The sequence below is a fragment of the Agrobacterium sp. ST15.13.015 genome (genome assembly GCF_027871645.1).
GTDB classification, from domain to species: Bacteria; Pseudomonadota; Alphaproteobacteria; order Rhizobiales; family Rhizobiaceae; genus Agrobacterium; species Agrobacterium leguminum.
The window spans coordinates 1-18045 of the sequence record NZ_JAQAHF010000015.1 but is presented as its reverse complement, the minus strand read 5'-3'; the positions used below and the strand labels follow the sequence as shown (position 1 = coordinate 18045).

The window sequence follows — 18045 nt, the reverse complement described above, 5'->3', positions numbered from 1 at the left end:
CAATCTTCACCGTGCGAGGTCCTCGATCACAAGTTCGATGGATTGTGGCTCGGCGCCATCTTTCGTCTGCACCGTCAAAACGCTGCCGGTGTTCAAAACACCCTCAAGCACGGTGCGTTCGTCTACAATGATCCTGATCACCTTGGGGGTCGCAGCTTCGATGTTCAGGCTGTTGCTGGTTTCGTACTCAACTGGCTGGGTCAAGGCTGGCCTCCGGATCGTGGAAAGATAGGCGGTCTAACTTCGCTCCGGCAAGCTTGTTCCCTCTCTAACGGCGCACCGCCAGCCGCCATCGCTCGAACAGCCCCGGAACTTTGACGATGGGGCCGGGTTAGGCGTGAACCCGGCGCACCCGCTGCTCCACCGATCCAGAAGGAACACCGATCATGAAGGCACTGACTTGGCACGGCAAACACGACATTCGCTGTGAGAGCGTCCCTGATCCGCAAATCGAGGACGGCCGCGACGCGATCATCAAGGTGACCGCCTGCGCAATCTGCGGTTCCGATCTTCATCTCTACAACGGGATCATGCCCGACATGCATGGTGGCGATATAATGGGCCACGAGACTATGGGCGAAGTCGTCGATGTCGGTAGGGACAATAAGACGCTGAAGGTCGGAGACCGGGTTGTCGTTCCCTTCACGATTGCCTGTGGAGAGTGTTTCTTCTGCAAAAGAGGGTTTTACTCCGGCTGCGAGCGCAGCAACCCCAACCCCCATAAGGTCCGGGAAATGTGGGGAAACTCCCCCGCCGGGCTGTTCGGCTACACGCACCTTCTGGGAGGTTTCAGCGGCGGCCAGGCCGAATATATGCGCGTTCCCTATGCCGATGTCGGGCCTATCAAGGTTCCCGACGGGCTGACAGACGAGCAGGTGCTGTTTCTGTCAGACATTTTCCCGACCGGTTACATGGCGGCGGATTTCTGTAATATCCAGCCCGGCGATACGATCGCGATCTGGGGCTGTGGTCCTGTCGGCCAGATGGCCATCCGCTCCGCCTTCCTGTTGGGTGCGGAACGGGTCATCGCTATCGATTCCGTGCCGGAACGGATCGCCCTTGCCGCCGCCGCCGGCGCGCTCACACTGAATTATCTGGATGACGATATTTACGAGCAGATCATGGAATTAACCCATGGCCGGGGCGCAGACGCCTGCATCGACGCCGTGGGGACGGAACCGGATCCGGCCGCCGGCTGGGATTCCCGTCTTGACCGTATCAAGGTGGCGACATTCATGGGGACGGACCGCCCGCATGTGCTGCGGCAGGCTATTTATTGCTGCCGCAACTTCGGCACAGTCTCGATCGTCGGCGTCTATGGCGGTTTTCTCGACAAAATCCCGATGGGCTCCGCGATCAATCGCGGCCTGACATTCCGGATGGCTCAGACACCGGTGCAGGCCTATCTGCCCACCCTTATGGGTCGGATCGAGAAGGGAGAGATCGACCCCTCCTTCGTCATCACCCACCGCGCCACCCTCGATGAAGGTCCTGATCTTTATAAAACATTCAGCCACCGCGACGACGGCTGTATCAAAGTCGTCCTGAAGCCATAGGAGAAGAATCATGCCTGCGGAAAAATCAATCAAAGGCCTTGCTGTCGTCACCGGCGCCTCCTCAGGCATCGGTTACGAACTGGCAAGATGCGCGGCGCGGGACGGCTACAATCTCATCATCGTGGCTGACGAGGCGGAAATCGAAACGGCGGCGACACAGTTGCGGGCAGCGGGAACGGAAGTGGAGGCCGTGCAAGCCGACCTTTCGACACAGGCAGGCGTGGAAAAACTTCTCTCCCGCATAGCGACGAAAGAGTGGCCGGTCGATCTGCTGTTTGCGAACGCGGGACAGGGGCTGGGCAACGGTTTTCTCGATCAGAAAATGGATGCGGTCCAGCGGGTGATAGCCACCAATATCAGCGGTACCGTTGCGCTGGTGCATGCGATCGGCAGCGGCATGCGCCAGCGCGGCAGCGGCCGGATTCTACTCACGGGCTCCATTGCCGGTTTCATGCCCGGCACCTTTCAGGCGGTCTATAACGCGACAAAAGCCTTCATTAATTCCTTCTCATTCGCACTTCGCGAAGAGCTGGATGGCACCGGGGTCACCGTCACGTGCCTGATGCCCGGCGCGACCGAGACAGCGTTTTTCGAGCGCGCGGACATGCTCGACACGGCGGTTGGCAAACAGAAGAAAGACGATCCCGGCTTCGTTGCACAAATCGGCTACGATGCGATGATGAATGGTGACGGAGACGTCGTGTCCGGCTGGAAGAACAAGCTGATATCGGCCGCGGCAAACGTGACCCCTTCGGATATTCTCGCGAAACAGCACCGCAAAATGGCTGCCCGGGAAGGAAAGTGACGCTGGGGCTTAAGAGGATCCTGTGAACCGCAGAGTGGATTGCGGAGGGAGGGGTCCAAAGAGCGTCGCCATACCCGCGGCGCGTTTCGCCAGGCTCATGATCTCGCGCAAGATTACAACGACTATCGGACCAGTCTTGCGGTCATTCAGACAACCCTGCTTTCCTGAAGTCGATATCGAGCGCTGCACGGATCGCATCAAGTGTTTTCATCGTGTCAAGTGATGCATCAAGCGGTCTGCAAGGACTTTCAAGGTCGCCGTCGCTGATACTGTAAGCGACCCCAGCAGCCTGATGGTAAAGCCCTTCGAAATGCGCGCCACGAGGTTCCGCGTATTTCAACCTGACAGTCCCGTCCAGCGACCACACTTCGAACGCGCCTGGCAAATGGAACTCGTTGACAAACCGGATCGAGCCCTCCGTGCCGACCATGGTCGCGCCGGTTGGCGTAAACCCATAAAGGGTCGTTGCCATGGTCCCCTGGCAGCCCCGGGAATTCATCATGGCTACAGCCAGCTGCCCATTCACTCCGGCCGGATCGGGACTTGCAACGCCGACGACCTTGGAAGGAACGCCAAGCAGCTTGCTTATTAACGACACTGGATACGTACCTAGATCAAGCAGCGGCCCGCCTGCCAGTTTTGGGTTGAAGATGCGGTGGTCACGCGGAAGATACTCGCCATATTCCGTGTAGACCGATTTGATGTCCCCAATAACGCCCGCATCAAGGACCTGCTGGACAATGTCGAATTTCGGCAGGAAATACGTCCAGAGCGCTTCTGCAAAAAAGACGCCTTTCTTACGAGCAGCAGTGACCATTTCGGCAGCCTGGGCATGATTCAGCGCCATCGGCTTTTCGACGAGCACGTGCTTACCGGCGTTGATCGCGAGCAGGACGTGCTCATGGTGCCAACCATGTGGGGTAGCCACATAGATAATATCGATATCGAGTGCTTGAACGAGCGCCTCGTAACTTCCATAAGCGTTCTCGACACCCCACTCAGATGCAAACCGCTTGGCAGTTTCTTCCGATCTCGAACCCACGGCCGCGATTACTTGCCGAGTGTGTGCCTTTACCGATTCTGTGAACTTTGCCGCTATCCAGCCAGTCCCCCAAATGCCCCAGCGCAGTGGAGGAGCGTCCAGGGGTGCTCGCAATCGGGACGGTGGAAGAGCGGTTGGAAATGTCATCTTAAATCTCCTCAAAAAGCCTCTCGATTGCTCAGGACGCCGTCTGTTCCCACTGGCCCGTTGCCAGAGACCGCTCCATGGCGTCAATAATCTGTTCGTTGGCCAGCCCGAATTCGAAATTCGGGTAACAGTCGGCATCGCGCATGATGCCTTCGATCAGGTCACGTACCTCTATAACCTTGACGTCGAAGTAGCCGAGGCCACCGCCAGCGAAATCAAAGCCGAAAAATGCCGAAAACTGCGGTACTTGGCTTCCCGCTAGGATCGTCTTGAATCCGCGGTCAGGCTTTGGGTCGTTGAAACGCGATATCTTCAGCTCGTTAAAGCGCTCTCCGTCCATGATGATTGTGCCCTCTGTCCCGGATATTTCCCAGTAGACGCCAAAGACCTTGCCAGCAGCTACGCGGGATGCCTCAATGGTGCCACCTGCGCCGGATTTGAAGCGGACCAGCGCCTGGATCTGATCCTCGTTCTCGACCATCGCGCGAGGCGCATCATTGCCCGCCTTTGCACCGTAACCCGAACCACCCCGTGGCACGGGCCTCGTTGGAAAAAACGTCTGACTTTGGGCGATGACGCTTTCAACCGGACCCAGCAGATATTGTGCAACGGAAATTACGTGGCTGCCGAGATCGCCCAGCGCCCCTGATCCTGCATCGCGACGCGTACAGCGCCACGAAAATGGCAAATCGGGATCATTGAAAAAGCCTTGATCGAACCAGCCGCGAAAGCGCATGGGCTGTCCGATATCGCCTCTGTCGATCAATTGCTTGGCCAACATTGCCGCCGGTGTCTTGATGTTGTTGAAGGCGACCATCGTCTTGACGCCTTTCTTTCGGGCAGCTGCAGCCATTTGCTCTGCCTCTGCCAGCGTCACGGAAAGTGGCTTTTCGCAGTAGACGTGCTTGCCTGCTTCTATCGCTGCAAGCGCCATTTCATGGTGCATGACGTTTGGCGAGGTGATGTCGACGATGTCGACATTGGGATCCTCAACCAGTCGCCGCCAGTCTCCGGTGCTTTTCTCGAAACCATATCGGGCGGCGGCATCGGCAGCCATTTCATCGCTCGCATCGGCGAGCATATAGAGATGCGGGATGGCCGCCAGATCACGATACAGCACGCCAGCACGACGGTAGGCGTCCGCATGGGCCTGGCCCATGAAGCCTGAACCGATCAGGCCGATATTGAGTTTTTTTGGGGTCATGGCCTCTCTCCATTTCAATCTGGTCTAGCTGCGAAAAGGTCGTGCATGTGAAAGAAGGCGCGAGTGACGGCAGGACGCGGCGGCGCTTGGGCGGGATCCTGCTCAGCCTCCACCACGAGCCAGCCCTTGTAGCCGCCGCGAACAAAGCGCACGATCGGACTGAAATCGACGTTACCATCGCCAGGAACAGTGAACATGCCGGCACGAACACCGTCGTTAAAGCTGAGGTCGCGGCTGCGAACATCCGTCATCACGGGAGTGCGCATATCCTTGAGATGAATGTGGTTGATGCGATCGCCGAAACGTTCGATCAGCCGTTCATACTCGAAACCACCACCGGCGGCATGGCCGGTATCGAGCAGAAGCCCAGCCTCCGCTCCCGTCTTGTCAAAGAGCGACGAAATCTCGTCGAAGGTTTCTGCGACCATCATCAGGTGGTGATGATAGGCGAGCACCAGCCCGTATTCTCCGCCAAGCCGCTTGCCGAACTCTGTCAGTCTCGCGGCGTAACCGCCAATATCATCCGCCGGCATGGTCAGGCGTTTCGACATCGGCGCATCGAGCGGCGCGCCTGGTGTCATCATCGCCACCTCGCCATAGACAAGCACACTGCTGCCCATGTCCCGCAGCAGGGCAGCGTGCGCGGCGACGCTTGCCATCTCCGCATCGACGCCGCGCTCGGCAAGTTCGCCGGAATACCAGCCTGATGCGAGTTGCAGGTCGCGGCTGTCCAGAAGCGGACGAAGCACGGCGGCGTCTCGGGGGAACTTGCGACCCAGCTCTACGCCTTGGTAGCCGATTGCTGCCGCATCGTTCAGGCAGGTTTCAAGCGATATGTCGCGTCCGAGATCCTCAAGCACGTCATTTACCCATGACAACGGGCTGACGGCAATTCTGACACCTTCTGGCAGGAGATCGGTGGTTGTCATAGTCGTTGCCTTCCTTTCTCAAGGATGCCAGTCGGCACTGATGTGGACGGGTGAGCCGGTTGTCATCGAAACGATCGCGGCCTCGGCAAGGCGTTGCGCCTCCAAGCCATCTCTTATCCCGGCGAGGGGTTTGGTACCCTTCTCGATCATATCGATGAAGGCGTGCATTTCCGCGAGATAGGCACCCGCAAAACGTTCGATGAAATAGTTCATGGGTATCGACGAATGAAAACCATTGGCGTCAGCGATCATGACGCCCCGTTGCGGGCGGTTTTCGACGTAGAGCACCTCGCTCGAGCACAGGGCCTCCAACCTCTGATCGTAACCGAATGGCGCACGCCGGCAATTTATCATCTGAACGAAGCGACCAGAAACCGATGTCAGTGTGATCATTGCCGTGTCGATATCGCCCGCCGCTTCGATTTCGGGGTCGATCAGGCTTTTTCCAACCGCGTAGACAATTGCGATTTCCTCTCCAAGAAGATAACGGGCCATGTCGAAATCATGGATCGCCTGGTCTCGAAACATGCCACCCGACCGCTCGACGTAGAAACGTGGCGGGGGCGACGGGTCGCGGGTGTGCATGACGATGTGCTCCAAGCGGCCTGCCTGACCACTCGCAATCCTGTCACGCACCAGACGATAATCCGGATCATATCGGCGTTGAAATCCAAGTAGGCAGGCCACACCGGCGTTTTCAACCTTGCTTGTGACATCTACGACGGTTGCAAAATCAAGGCTGACCGGTTTTTCACAGAACACGGCTTTGCCTGCCTGCGCCGCTCGCAAAAGCAGTTCCGCATGGGTATCAGTGGAACTCGCTATGACGATGCCTGTGATATCTGGGTCGGCAAAGACTTCTTCCGGCTCGCACAGCACGGCTCGGGTTTGGATTACGAGATGCTCGCGATGCTCGCTTGCTACGGGGTCAACGATGTATTTCAGGCGCGCTGAAGGGTGAGCAGCCGCGTTCAGGGCATGCACCTGCCCAATACGGCCTGCGCCAAAGACGGCGAGCTCAATCATGTTTGTAACCTCCCTTTTTCGAAACGCCCATGCCGTTCGAATGAGAAAGATGATAGCGTTAGGTTCTTGATGCGGTATTCTATTCTTGAAGAGATCTCGTCAAAATAGGGCCACCTGGAATGGGAAAAATCACGGCAAGGGACATCGCCAAGGCAGCAAACGTTTCGCTTTCCACCGTTGACCGTGTTCTTAACAATCGTGGCGGCGTCACCGACGCGAAGGAAAGACGCGTTATCGAATGGGCTCGAAAGCTCAAGATTGATCGCGCGCTCAATCAGCGGGCCGCACGAACCCTCAGGATTGCCGTTCTGCTTCAGCGTCCCGAAAACCCGTTTCACGCCTCAGTCCAGGCAAACTTCGAGGCGGCAGCGCGAGATTTTCCGCAGTTCAATCTGCAGTTTAGAATCCATCATATCGATCCGGTAAAGCCTCGTGCGACAGCCGGCCTGATCGGCAGCCTCATCAAGACATGCGATGGGATGGTGATTGTCAGCGCAGCGGATCCCGATATTGCTGCCGCATTGAGAGAATTTGGCACGTCGGGCAAGCCGGTTATCACGCTTGTCACTGACATCGCGGGCTCGGAGCGCTTTGCCTATGTTGGTCCCGACAACGTCAAGACAGGCAGGATTGCCGGCGATCTGATGGGCCGCCTTCTGGGGCGAGACGGTGGAGACGTCATTGTGATTTCTGGAATGCTCAGCATGATGGGACATGAGGAGCGTGAAGCCGGTTTCCGTGCCGTGCTAAATGAACGCTATCCCGATTGTCATGTGACCGAGGTGCTTGAAAGCTACGAGCGGGCTGAACTGGCTGGCGACTTAGTGTTTAGCGCCTTGAAGCGCAACAGCGCCATTCGCGGGATCTACAATGCGTCAGCTGGCGCATCAACCGTCCTGAATGCCGTGGATGCTGTAGGACGAGCGAATGAAATAGTGTTCATCACCCATGAATTGACGGACGAGAGACGGCAGTTGCTGCGACAGGGCTTGATCGATATCATCATCGATCAAGGACCCGCTTTCGAGGTGCAGACTGCCATTGGTGCGCTTGCAGCTTTCTTTGGGCGACAGGAAAGACCACCACCCTCACTCATAACGCCGGTCCAGATCCACACAATTGAAAACTGCTGAAATGGGCAGGCTGTTTGAGACGAACTGGAACATCCCCTGAACCATCAACCTTCACAGGTTCCTCAGATCTAAACAAACGGCATTAGGCAGCAACATTATCCAGTTCCGACAGTACCTCCGAGGGAAGCTCTATCGTGGCCGCTGCGAGGTTTTCCCGTAGATGGACTCGTGATGAAGTGCCAGGGATCAGGAGAATATTCGGCGATCGTTGGAGAAGCCATGCAAGGGCCACCTGCATCGGCGTGGCGTTAAGCCGGGCGGCGAGGCTCGACAGGGTCGAGGATTGCAGCGGTGAGAAGCCGCCAAGAGGAAAGAACGGGACATAGGCCACGCCTCGAGAGGCGAGCGTGTCGATTAAGGCTTCGTCCCGGCGATGCGCAAGGTTGTACTGGTTCTGCACACAGACGATCTCGGTGATCTTGCCGGCTTCCTCAACCTGCTTGGCCGTGACATTAGACAGTCCAATATGCCGGATCAGGCCTTGTTGCTTCAGCTCCGCCAGAACCTGAAGCGGCTCATCCAACGAGCCTTCGGCGGGACCATGCACGTCGAACATGGCGCGGAGGTTCACTACATCGAGCACATCGAGCCCGAGATTGCGGAGGTTGTCATGAACGGCCTGCGTCAGGCCGGCACGTGAAAATGACGCGTTCCACGAGGCGTCAGCTCCCCTGACTACGCCGACTTTCGTGACAATCACCAGGTCACTGCCATAGGGATGCAAGGCCTCGCGTATGATCTCGTTCGTGATATGCGGACCGTAGAAGTCGCTGGTGTCGATGTGATTGACGCCACTGTCCACAGCCTCGCGCAGAACGGCGATGGCCTCCCGACGATCACGCGGCGGGCCGAACACGCCTTTGCCCGCAAGCTGCATCGCGCCATAACCCAGCCGGCGCACCGCACGATCGCCAAGCTTGAAGGTTCCTGTATTTTCGATAGTGCTCATGGCTGTATCTCCTTTGTAGTCCTCAGAAATAGATGTTTGGCATATGTGGCACAAGAAGCTATAATCAGGACAAGCTGTCCGCCCTAACGGACAATCAGCCTCATGGTTTGGAGAACAGGATGTCGGACATTACGGACGTCAATGCGTTTCTGCTGGTGGCTCGATCCAGAGGTTTTCGGCAGGCCGCGCGCGAAAGTGGCATCAGTTCCTCCGCGTTGAGCGATGCGGTAAAACGCCTGGAAGAGGACATTGGGGTAAGGCTATTCAATCGCACCACTCGCAGCGTACTCCCGACGGAGGCCGGACGTCTCTTGATGGAGCGCACCGGACCTGCGTTTGCAGAAGTCGCATCGGCACTCGACGAGGTAAGAAGCAGCCGTGGCCGCCCCTCGGGGGAGCTCAGGCTAAATGTCCCGATGAGCGCGGCAAGGCTGGTCCTGCCTGCGATCGTGCCGCCGTTCTTGGCGGCCTATCCAGACATAAGGCTGGAAATCGTGACCGACGAGAATTTCGTCGACATCATAAAAAGCGGCTGCGATGCTGGCATCCGTTATGACGAACGGCTCGAGCAGGATATGGTGGCTTTGCCGATCGGCCCGCGTCAGCAGCGCTACGCCCTTGCCGCGTCGTCGCGTTATCTCGCAAGGAGGGGTGGACCGCAACATCCACGAGACCTGCTTTCGCATGATTGTATTCTAGGGCGGTTTTCGGGGCGTGCACTCCCCTCTTGGGAATTCGAACGCGATGGGGAGGAAGTCATCATAAATCCGAAAGGTAACCTCGTGGTCCAGTTCGGCGGCGGCACCGATCTTGGCATCGACGCAGCCATTGCCGGTTCTGGCATGATTTATATTTTCGAGGACTGGCTAAGGCCACACTTTGATCGAGGAGATCTGGTGCCGGTGATGGAAGAATGGTGGCTGCAGTTTTCGGGTCCGTTCCTCTATTACCCTGGGCGGCGCCTTGTGCCCGCGCCATTGCGCGCATTTATCGATTTCGTGAGGCAATCGCACAAGGTATGGATCGGGGCAGAATGAGCGGACGCTTCGGTTTGAACTTGAAGGTCGGTCCTCGCTCTTGATGGGAATCGAACCGGCGACACTGCTTTTAAGGGAGGCTCGGTTTCCAACGATATGTCGAGCGTCCACCATGGTGGACATGCGGTGAAACAGCGATCATGTGTCGAAAAAGAGCAACGCTCCATACCGACGCTCAATAGCATTGACGGCGAACCAGCGAACGGGGCCGAAATACTCGTGAAGGCCAAGCCTTTGCGGGGAACGAAGGAAGAGTTCGAAAACCATCCCTGCTGGAGTCAACACGGGTTCAACCCGCGTGCTGGCTTACATGAACTGTTGTCCCGACGACGTTGGACGGCCGGGAGACGGAACCGATGGAAGCCACGCCAAAGCTCAGGGTTAACATCGACGACCTCGCCCGAAGGTCTGGCATCGGGTAGTCTTGCCTCTACTCAATGGGACCTCTCGGAATACAGCCCACCTTAAGTTGGTGGAACTATCTTCGTCCGAAGTGAACCTCTCGAGCTGCATCACCCCACGTGTGGATCTCTATCGCGATACCGGCGAGAAGCCAAAACCGCAGATGTTTCCGGGGCAAGAAGTTCATGCTTTTCAGCAAACGCTGTGAACAGACCACGCGCCGTTTCTGCCTCAATCTCGCCACGAAGGGCTGCCTGACAGGCTTTTAAGGCAACGGAATGAGCGGTGTCTCTGAGTGACACCGGCCACTCGGCTAGGTGTCGGTAAGCATCCATTAAGGTACGAACTTCCGTCGGGAATCCCAAGCCGACAAGAATAGTAACTGGTTTGCTGAACATATCGGGTTTCATCGTTCTCTCCTTCCAACCCGTCATGTTGACGGGCGCCATCGCAATGGCGCCCTTGGACTTAGTTGACAAACTTACAGATCAAGCCGCCTTCTGTGCTTCAATCTGTGCCGGCGCCGCCGACGTCAGCGTGGGCGTGCACTGAATCGAGATCTTGCGCGGCTTCAATGCCTCGGGAATCTCGCGGACAAGCTCGATCGACAGGAGACCGTTATTCAAACCCGCTCCGCTCACACGGACATGGTCGGCGAGTTCGAAACGATGTTCGAACGGGCGACCAGCGATGCCGCGATGCAGGTAGCCATCCGAGGGTGCCTCCTGCCTCTTGCCAGCAACAGTGAGCAGGTTGGATTGGAAACTGACGTCGAGATCATCTTGGGCAAAGCCCGCCACCGCAATCGAGATACGATATGAATCGTCCCCTGTTTTGACGATGTCATATGGCGGCCAGTCGTTCGTCGAACGGGCACGCTGAGCGTTTTCCAGAAGATTGAAGATCCGGTCGAAACCAACGCTCGAGCGGTAGAGTGGTGCATAGTCGTAAGATGTTGCCATAGCCATATCCTCCTTGAAGCAACATGGGTACGGGAGTGCCAAAAGCGGCGCTCCCGGCAATGCCAACCCTGTCTTAAGCGGCTGGCGGCAGACGATTTGGTTTTGGTGATTTTCCGATTCAAGATCTGCTGCGGAAAAAATTTACCGAATTCGCACTATCCGGCTGTCAATGTACCGATCGACTGAGAACACGATGCGGATAAGCCGCCTTGAACTGCGAGATCATCTCGCAAGCTTGCTGCAATACCCGCTCGGCGGTTTCGGGAGTGTCGCGTGCCAGTTCATCGGCGTTTACGCGGATGGCTTCCGCCATATTCGCAGACATCAATGCAAATCGCCCCTCACCGTAGACAAGGGCCTCCTGCGAGGCGGTCTCAAGCCATCGCGCAAAATCGACAATAATCTCTTCCCTCTCGGCGATGCTAGCGTCCTTGATGATCTTAATGTCCTCTTCCATTTGGTCTCACTCCATACAGACGTGGGAAAGCGACCGGGCTCATCAAGCCCCGATCGCCGGGTGAGCTAGGAAGTGGACATGTCCGATTCAAGCCTGGTGCAGCTTGAACTCACCGTCGACACGCCGCCATTCTGCGGCGGCGTCCAACCCAGCCTCGAACATCGTCTGACGAAGCGCCTTAACAGATGCGCGGATGAAGATACGCTTTCCTGCCAAACGAGCTCCTGCCATGGAACCAATATGGGAGCCGCACATTATTAGTTGCCGCAAAATCAGGAATCCTCATGACAGATGACCCTCAGACCCGACAAGACGCCAGAGATGCAGGGAACCGTCTCGTTGCTGGTCATGCTTCTGAAGATCCATTCGCGGCGGCGTTCAAAGCCACGCGTATGCCCATGCTCATCACCGATCCGCGTCAACCTGACAACCCGATTATCTTCTGTAATACGGCGTTCTCTAAGTTGACCGGCTATTCCAACGAGGAGCTAATCGGAAAGAACTGCCGTCTCCTTCAGGGACCGAATACCGATCCGAAAGCTGTGCAGAAGCTTCGCGAAGCCGTTGCGGCAGCGCAGGATCTGTCAATCGATATCCTAAATTACCGGAAAGATGGATCAGAATTCTGGAACGCCCTCTTCGTCAGTCCGGTTCGCGATGCCTCAGGAACGGTCATCTATTTCTTCGCCTCGCAACTCGACTTCACAAATATCAAGAGCAAGGAAGCGAAGCTCGCCCAGGCACGTCATACCGCCGAAGAAGAAGTTGCGTTGCGAACCGCGGCTCTGACAGATGCTCTTCGAGCGAAAACGGCCTTGGTTCACGAGGTCGATCATAGGGTGAAAAACAACCTGCTGACGATTGCGTCGATCGTGAAACTTCAAGCGCGTATGACTGAGAATGATGTCGTTGAGCGAACACTCATGTCAGTGCTCAATCGGGTCGAAGCTCTAAGCACGGTTCAGCGTAAACTCTTGAACGACGAAGAGGTCGGCTATTTCGACGTCGCAGATTTCGCAAACACCCTTATGCTTGACAAGATAGGTGCGCTTAAGCGCCCCGACATCCAGCTCACGACAGATCTTCACGAAGTCGTAGTCCCGGCGACTAAGGCATCTCCGCTGGCCCTGATCATAAACGAGCTCGTCGGCGACGCCATCCGCAGGGGTCTGAGTGACGGCGGTGGCAAAATCCATCTCGAGATAAGGCGGCTGAACGGGCACTTCTTGATGCGGGTCATCGACACCGTTTCGCTAGTAGAGGTAGACAAAGAAGAGGAGGCTTTCAGCCAGAAGATGCTTCAGGCGTGTCTCCTGCAACTTCGCGCCAAGATGGACCGGAAGATTACCGGTCACAAAACAGACGTTAGCGTCGAACTGTCGGTGAAAGACTGAGAGGATTTGTCTTGAATATTCTGATTGTCGAGGACGAGGTCCTCCTGGCTATGGAGCTGGAAAGCGAAGTGGAAGATGCCGGCCATCATGTCGTCGGGACGGCCGCTGACAGCCGGGAAGCAATCGAACTCGCTGAAGCGACCTCGCCGCAATTTGCTTTTGTCGATATTCAGTTGCTCGACGGCCCGACAGGCATCGATGTCGGCCGCTACCTGTCGGAGAAAACAATACCCTTCGTTTTCGTGTCAGGTAATCTCAAGCGTATACCAGACGATTTTGCCGGAGGACTCGGGGCGATCGAGAAGCCTTACACAATGAACGGGTTGCAGAACGCCATGCAGTTTCTTCAAAGTTTTGTCGATGGAGGCCCCACGTCCGTAGTTCCGCCGAGCCTTGTCCTTTCGCCCGCCGTCCTTGCGGCTCTAGCTTCACGATCAACTTCGCGTCCGCGCGGTTAAGGAAACCCAGTGAGTTCACCATCGGAGCGCATCGGCGCTGTTCGAGATTCAGGTCTGCTTGAAGCTCCGGTTCAGTCGGAATTCCAGGACATTATCGAGGTCGTCAAAGCGGGGCTGAACTGTCCTGTGGCGCTTGTGTCGATACTCGATGAAGATCGTCAGGTTTTCATCGCTCACCTCGGCTTGCCGGAAAAATGGGCCGAGGCGGCTGAGACCCCCCTGACGCACTCATTCTGTCAACATGTCGTCCGCGATAAACAGCCTCTGATCATAGGTGACGCAACGATCCACGATCTTGTCCGGAACAATCTGGCCATCACGGATCTTGGCGTGATCTCCTACATGGGGGTTCCAGTTACGTTGCCGGACGGAATGGTGATCGGGGCGTTGGCTGCGATCGATGGTGAGCCACGTACTTGGACGGAGAGCGAGCTCGAGTTGCTCAGTCGGATCGGCAAGCTGGTTTCGAACCAGATCGCCACTTTTCTATCCGAGCGTCGATGGAGTTCGCTTTTCGAGCAGCTCGAGGAAGGCATTATCGTCGGCTCAGTTGTTCGGGATATCGATGGCAAGATCGTCGACTGGCGGTATGAAACGGTCAATCCCGCTTGGAGTGAACTGGTAGGCTATCCTGACCAAAACGTGTCAGGCCGTACAATGTGTGAGATTTTCCCGAGTTTTGAACAGGAGTGGGTTTCCGACGTCGCAGACGTGGTCGAAACCGGCCAGAATAAACGGTTTACCCGGAAAGTTGGCTCGCTTGGCCGCTGGTTCGATGGCTACGTACAAGCCACCGGTAATGATAAGTTTGTCATCATCTTTGTCGAGGTGACAGACCGAATGCGGGCGCTGGAGGCACTTCAGGAGAGCGAGACAAAACTGCGGCTCATCGTCGAGGGGGCGAAAGACTACACAATTCTGACAGTGGATAACGAGCACCGCATTACCAGCTGGTTTGGCGGGGCACAGGAAACGTTTGGCTGGTCGGAAGCGGAGATGCTCGGCCGGCCGTTCGCAGAGCTCTTTACGGTTGAGGATCGCGCGGCAGACGTTCCGGCTAGGGAAGTGCGGAAAGCCGCAGCAGAAGGCCTCGCAGTCGATCGGCGATGGCACCAGACAGCGGACGGATCAAAGGTGTTTCTCGACGGGACCCTTCGCCCGCTTCCAAGCCGAGGTGCTTCACCGATTTCCGGGTTCATCAAGGTCGCACGGAATGCTACGGCGCAAAAAGTTGCGGAAGACCGACAGCTGGCATTTCTGGAGCTAGGTGACAAAATTCGTGAACTGGACGATGTCACAGATGTAGCATTTGCTGCAGCCGAGATTATGGCACGAAACCTGGCTGGCGCCACAAGAGCAGGCTACGGCCTTGTGGACCCGATTGCCGAGACCGTTGAAATGCTGCCAGACTGGCGAGCAGAAGGGGTCTCGACCGTCGCTGGCCTACATCAGTTTCGTAACTATGGATCATATATCGAGGATCTTAAGCGCGGCGAGACGGTGATTATCCCAGACGTGGAAAAAGATCCCCGGACGTCAGACTCGGCCGAGCTGTTTCATTCGATCGGAATCTCGGTTCTCGTCAATGTTCCGATCGTTGAGCACGGCGCGTTTGTGGGAGTGATGTTCGTTCACTACGACAGACCCCATCACTTCACGACGGAAGAGCGCGATTTTGTCCGCACAATTGCCGACCGCACGCGCGAAGCCATCTCCAGGATACTAGCCGAACAGGAACAGCAGGTGTTGAACCACGAGATCAGTCATCGCCTGAAGAACACGATGGCCATGGTCCAGGCGATTGCAACGCAGACCTTGCGTCCGGTGACAGATCGAGGGCCAGTCGAGGCCTTTACCAACCGTCTCCACGCGCTCTCCAAAGCCCACGAGGTCCTTCTCGTGCAGGATTGGTCTTCCGCGCGTATGGAGGCCGTCATTGATTCTGTTTTGCGCCAGCTGTCACTACCCGACCGTTACTCGATGTCAGGTCAAGACTTGGAGCTTGGACCGCGCTCGGCTCTTTCTCTGGCTCTTTTGATGCATGAACTTGGCACCAACGCCCTGAAATATGGAGCATGGTCGAACGACGTGGGTACCGTTACCGTTCGTTGGACAACGCAGGAGTGCAACGGAGATACTGCGCTTCATCTTGACTGGAAGGAGCATGATGGCCCCGCGGTGGTTACGCCATCAGGTAAAGGTTTTGGATCGAAACTCATACGACTTGGATTGATGGGAACAGGCGGTGTCGAAATCAATTACGATCCGGAAGGATTGCGAGTGACGATGCAGGCATTGGTTTCGCAACTGAGGCACTCATGATGATGGCTGACATTATGAACAAAGTTGCGATCATCCTGGTAGTCGAAGACGAACCGCTGTTGCGCCTGGCTGCCGTCGACCTCGTTGAGGCGGCAGGATATCAAGCGGTTGCCGCGGCAGATGCGACAGAAGCCGTGGCTATTCTGGAGGAACGCGACGATATTCGCATTGTGTTTACCGACGTCGATATGCCGCGCGGCCTCGACGGCATGCGCCTTGCGGCGATCATTCGTGATAGGTGGCCGCCGATCAAGGTGATCGTTGTTTCTGGACATATCCAGGACCCTGGCGACCGGATTCCTGCTGAAACGGTATTTTTCGCCAAGCCTTACCGGGAAGAGCAGATCGTCGAGACTATTAGGCAGCTGCTTCAACAGAAGGCGTAATTCGATAAGAGCCAAGTTTGCCATGCACACACTAGGCCAAAGCATGTCCGCCGATGTTCGTTAGCCATCTTGCAACGATGTTGCCGAGTAATGCACCGACACCCTGAACCGTCAGCAGGCCACTTTCCTACCTGCCGCGCAATGCACAGCAAAGTCGCATAAACGTCTGCTTTGAGGCTCGTCAACGGAAGCCGAACAACGGCGACTTCAATTCCGGCCGCCTTCAGTATATCGTGCACGGGTCGCCATGATGATCCATCCATCGTTGCGCAACGCACAAGAACGACGCTTGTCCGCGGCGGCGACTTCGTCAGCAAGGCCTTGATACTTGCTCGGATCGCGTGTGAGCGCGCGCAACTTGAATTGACCATTGGCCTTCAGGGGACTGCCAATCGACGGCCTCGATGGCGCCTGCTGTACGAACCAGAAGACCATCCTGCACAAGAACCTCGAGGATCGGGTTCTGTCCTGCCTCCCCGCTGCGTTCTTCGGAATGGGTTTATTCGACGACGTCGCCGGACAGGCGCGCCATAACCTCGCAGCGTCCATCAAGCACGAACCCGACGAGCGCGAGCAGATTTCCAGGGAGTTGAAAGGTGCCGAACAGGAACAGCGCCAGATCATCCAGCAGATCAGCGATCGTGCGGCCGAGGGGGCGGCCCCGTCTGGCTGCCCTTAACGATACGCTCGATACGCTTGAGGAACGCCGTGCCGGCCTCGAGGCGCGGCTGAAGCAGGCGCCGGCGGAGGAAGATTTCGGGGAGAAGATCAAGAAGCTGAAGGCCGAGGTCAGCCCGGACGCCGTCGAGTTGGTCATCAACTCTGCCTTCTATTACCTACGCGAACACGCCGACACGGAGACGAAGCAGCCCTTCATCAATATCGTGCGCCAGTTCATCCAGAAGGTGGTGATCGGCAAGACCCCCGGCCATCAGCAGGCATCGCTTCAGGTCCACGGTCGCATGGCGTCGATCCTCGCCGCGATGGAAGCGGCAACGATCCTGGAAAAACAGTTCGAGGCACTCAAGCAGCATGATTACCTGGAGAAGCCGCGCGACGGCGAACTGGACATGAAGCACAAACAAAAAAAGCTCCTTGAGGCTTATGCCGAAGAGCTTTCTGTTAAACGACTTGAATGGTCAAATATTCAAGTCTCAGTGGTTGCGGGGGCCTGAATCCACGGAGACTTGTCAGATCGGGGCGGGTGGTAGATACACCCCTCCGGCTTTCGCTTTGAGACAATTTATCGATGCGCTATTCGGCAGCATCGGGTGGCAACAGCGCCTTCTTTCGTTCTGCAATCACCGTTGAATCGCTCATGATATCCGTCTGTCGGCCCGGCCTACGGGCATGCTTGACGTAGCCATTCTTGTCGCTGTTACTCTTTATCGTCGGCTTGGCCTGCTGGTCCTGACGCTCCTTAATATCGGCCAGCATATCGCGATGGGCTTTGCGTCGCAGCCGCTGACGAAACGTCCAGCGCTGCTTGCGCGACAACTACAGTCGAGAATTAGACATCCAACCACGCACCGTCTCGCGCACCCATGGTTTGGAGCAGGAAAAGTTCCTCCGGTAGGGTCGTGACAACTTCCATCTTGAGCGCCATGGCGCGCGTCGCGGCGGCGTTTAGCACGACCAGGTCGGCGTCCGAATAATATTGGCTTTCCGGGAAGGAGCCGAATGGAAAGAAACTGCACCACGGAAAGCTCCGTGGCAGACAGGACAAGTCGGCGAGGCCTATTGGCCGAGCTATTTCGAAACGCTGAAAAGATGCCTGAAACCGGGCGGCAGTGCGGTGCTGCAAATCATTTCGATTGAAGAAAGCCGCTTCGATAC

Annotated in this window: 22 protein-coding genes; 10 read left to right on the top strand and 12 right to left on the bottom strand. The window is 56.7% G+C overall.

All coding sequences use genetic code 11. From position 1 onward, the window contains the following. Positions 1-6 precede the first annotated feature (6 nt). Entirely contained in the window at positions 7-204 is a 198-nt protein-coding gene (locus PIB16_RS20930; RefSeq protein ID WP_065654892.1) for a hypothetical protein, read from the bottom strand. Positions 205-386: 182 nt separating this feature from the next. Here PIB16_RS20930 and PIB16_RS20925 point away from each other — a divergent pair, with 182 nt between their 5' ends. Together PIB16_RS20925 and PIB16_RS20920 are read left to right on the top strand one after the other, a co-directional pair. Further along, the gene (locus PIB16_RS20925) at positions 387-1556 is read left to right on the top strand and encodes a zinc-dependent alcohol dehydrogenase (RefSeq protein ID WP_065654891.1); all 1170 of its coding nucleotides are present in this window, start codon (positions 387-389) and stop codon (positions 1554-1556) included. Between the two features lie 10 nt (positions 1557-1566). Next, positions 1567-2361 carry an SDR family NAD(P)-dependent oxidoreductase gene (locus PIB16_RS20920; RefSeq protein WP_065654890.1) on the top strand — a complete coding sequence of 265 codons (795 nt, stop codon included), beginning with the start codon at positions 1567-1569 and terminating at the stop codon, positions 2359-2361. Between the two features lie 142 nt (positions 2362-2503). Here PIB16_RS20920 and PIB16_RS20915 read toward each other — a convergent pair whose 3' ends face one another. Genes PIB16_RS20915 through iolG form a run of 4 tightly spaced genes read right to left on the bottom strand, consistent with a single transcriptional unit; the run spans position 2504 to position 6709 of the window. Next, positions 2504-3550 carry a Gfo/Idh/MocA family protein gene (locus PIB16_RS20915; RefSeq protein WP_065654889.1) on the bottom strand — a complete coding sequence of 349 codons (1047 nt, stop codon included), beginning with the start codon at positions 3548-3550 and terminating at the stop codon, positions 2504-2506. Between the two features lie 31 nt (positions 3551-3581). Beyond that, entirely contained in the window at positions 3582-4754 is a 1173-nt protein-coding gene (locus tag PIB16_RS20910) for a Gfo/Idh/MocA family protein (protein WP_174000427.1), read from the bottom strand. Positions 4755-4768: 14 nt separating this feature from the next. After that, the gene (gene iolE, locus PIB16_RS20905) at positions 4769-5683 is read right to left on the bottom strand and encodes a myo-inosose-2 dehydratase (RefSeq protein ID WP_065654887.1); all 915 of its coding nucleotides are present in this window, start codon (positions 5681-5683) and stop codon (positions 4769-4771) included. A gap of 18 nt (positions 5684-5701) precedes the next feature. Next, positions 5702-6709 carry an inositol 2-dehydrogenase gene (iolG, locus tag PIB16_RS20900; RefSeq protein ID WP_065654886.1) on the bottom strand — a complete coding sequence of 336 codons (1008 nt, stop codon included), beginning with the start codon at positions 6707-6709 and terminating at the stop codon, positions 5702-5704. Positions 6710-6828: 119 nt separating this feature from the next. Here iolG and PIB16_RS20895 point away from each other — a divergent pair, with 119 nt between their 5' ends. After that, positions 6829-7842: a LacI family DNA-binding transcriptional regulator gene (locus PIB16_RS20895; RefSeq protein WP_065654885.1), complete on the top strand. Its 1014-nt coding sequence runs from the start codon at positions 6829-6831 to the stop codon at positions 7840-7842. An 82-nt stretch (positions 7843-7924) separates the two neighbouring features. On the opposite strand, the gene PIB16_RS20890 is transcribed toward PIB16_RS20895, so the two are convergent. Next, a complete protein-coding gene (locus PIB16_RS20890) occupies positions 7925-8791 on the bottom strand; it encodes an aldo/keto reductase family oxidoreductase (RefSeq protein ID WP_065654884.1) in 867 nt (288 codons plus the stop codon). Between the two features lie 119 nt (positions 8792-8910). Here PIB16_RS20890 and PIB16_RS20885 point away from each other — a divergent pair, with 119 nt between their 5' ends. Then, positions 8911-9828: a LysR family transcriptional regulator gene (locus tag PIB16_RS20885; RefSeq protein ID WP_065654958.1), complete on the top strand. Its 918-nt coding sequence runs from the start codon at positions 8911-8913 to the stop codon at positions 9826-9828. A 512-nt stretch (positions 9829-10340) separates the two neighbouring features. Here the strand turns inward: PIB16_RS20885 and PIB16_RS20880 are convergent. The 4 genes from PIB16_RS20880 to PIB16_RS20865 form a co-directional block, all read right to left on the bottom strand. After that, positions 10341-10640 carry a DUF982 domain-containing protein gene (locus tag PIB16_RS20880; RefSeq protein WP_081307784.1) on the bottom strand — a complete coding sequence of 100 codons (300 nt, stop codon included), beginning with the start codon at positions 10638-10640 and terminating at the stop codon, positions 10341-10343. 78 nt (positions 10641-10718) lie between these two features. Continuing rightward, positions 10719-11192, bottom strand: a complete 474-nt coding sequence (locus PIB16_RS20875; RefSeq protein WP_065654883.1) for an Hsp20 family protein — start codon at positions 11190-11192, stop codon at positions 10719-10721. A 166-nt stretch (positions 11193-11358) separates the two neighbouring features. Beyond that, complete coding sequence (locus PIB16_RS20870) at positions 11359-11649, bottom strand: hypothetical protein (RefSeq protein ID WP_065654882.1); 291 nt, start codon at positions 11647-11649, stop codon at positions 11359-11361. 87 nt (positions 11650-11736) lie between these two features. Beyond that, a complete protein-coding gene (locus PIB16_RS20865) occupies positions 11737-11865 on the bottom strand; it encodes a hypothetical protein (protein WP_271046303.1) in 129 nt (42 codons plus the stop codon). Positions 11866-11933: 68 nt separating this feature from the next. Here PIB16_RS20865 and PIB16_RS20860 point away from each other — a divergent pair, with 68 nt between their 5' ends. The 6 genes from PIB16_RS20860 (at position 11934) to PIB16_RS20835 (ending at position 17384) form a co-directional block, all read left to right on the top strand. After that, positions 11934-13043: a PAS domain-containing protein gene (locus PIB16_RS20860; RefSeq protein WP_065654880.1), complete on the top strand. Its 1110-nt coding sequence runs from the start codon at positions 11934-11936 to the stop codon at positions 13041-13043. An 11-nt stretch (positions 13044-13054) separates the two neighbouring features. Then, on the top strand, positions 13055-13501 hold the full coding sequence (locus tag PIB16_RS20855; protein WP_065654879.1) for a response regulator: 447 nt from the start codon (positions 13055-13057) through the stop codon (positions 13499-13501). A 9-nt stretch (positions 13502-13510) separates the two neighbouring features. Further along, complete coding sequence (locus tag PIB16_RS20850; RefSeq protein WP_065654878.1) at positions 13511-15823, top strand: GAF domain-containing protein; 2313 nt, start codon at positions 13511-13513, stop codon at positions 15821-15823. Continuing rightward, entirely contained in the window at positions 15820-16209 is a 390-nt protein-coding gene (locus PIB16_RS20845) for a response regulator (RefSeq protein ID WP_104679844.1), read from the top strand. The genes PIB16_RS20850 and PIB16_RS20845 overlap by 4 nt, the downstream gene beginning before the upstream one ends. Positions 16210-16579: 370 nt before the next feature. After that, positions 16580-16888, top strand: a complete 309-nt coding sequence (locus PIB16_RS20840; protein WP_158662940.1) for a hypothetical protein — start codon at positions 16580-16582, stop codon at positions 16886-16888. After that, positions 16851-17384, top strand: coding sequence for a hypothetical protein (locus PIB16_RS20835; protein ID WP_065654876.1), 534 nt, complete (start codon positions 16851-16853; stop codon positions 17382-17384). The genes PIB16_RS20840 and PIB16_RS20835 overlap by 38 nt, the downstream gene beginning before the upstream one ends. Positions 17385-17463: 79 nt before the next feature. Here the strand turns inward: PIB16_RS20835 and PIB16_RS20830 are convergent, their stop codons facing one another. Both PIB16_RS20830 and PIB16_RS20825 read right to left on the bottom strand, forming a co-directional pair. Next, entirely contained in the window at positions 17464-17706 is a 243-nt protein-coding gene (locus PIB16_RS20830) for a hypothetical protein (RefSeq protein WP_139102958.1), read from the bottom strand. Positions 17707-17719: 13 nt separating this feature from the next. Continuing rightward, the coding region (locus tag PIB16_RS20825) for a hypothetical protein (RefSeq protein WP_271046302.1) at positions 17720-18045 on the bottom strand (326 nt) is incomplete at its 5' end.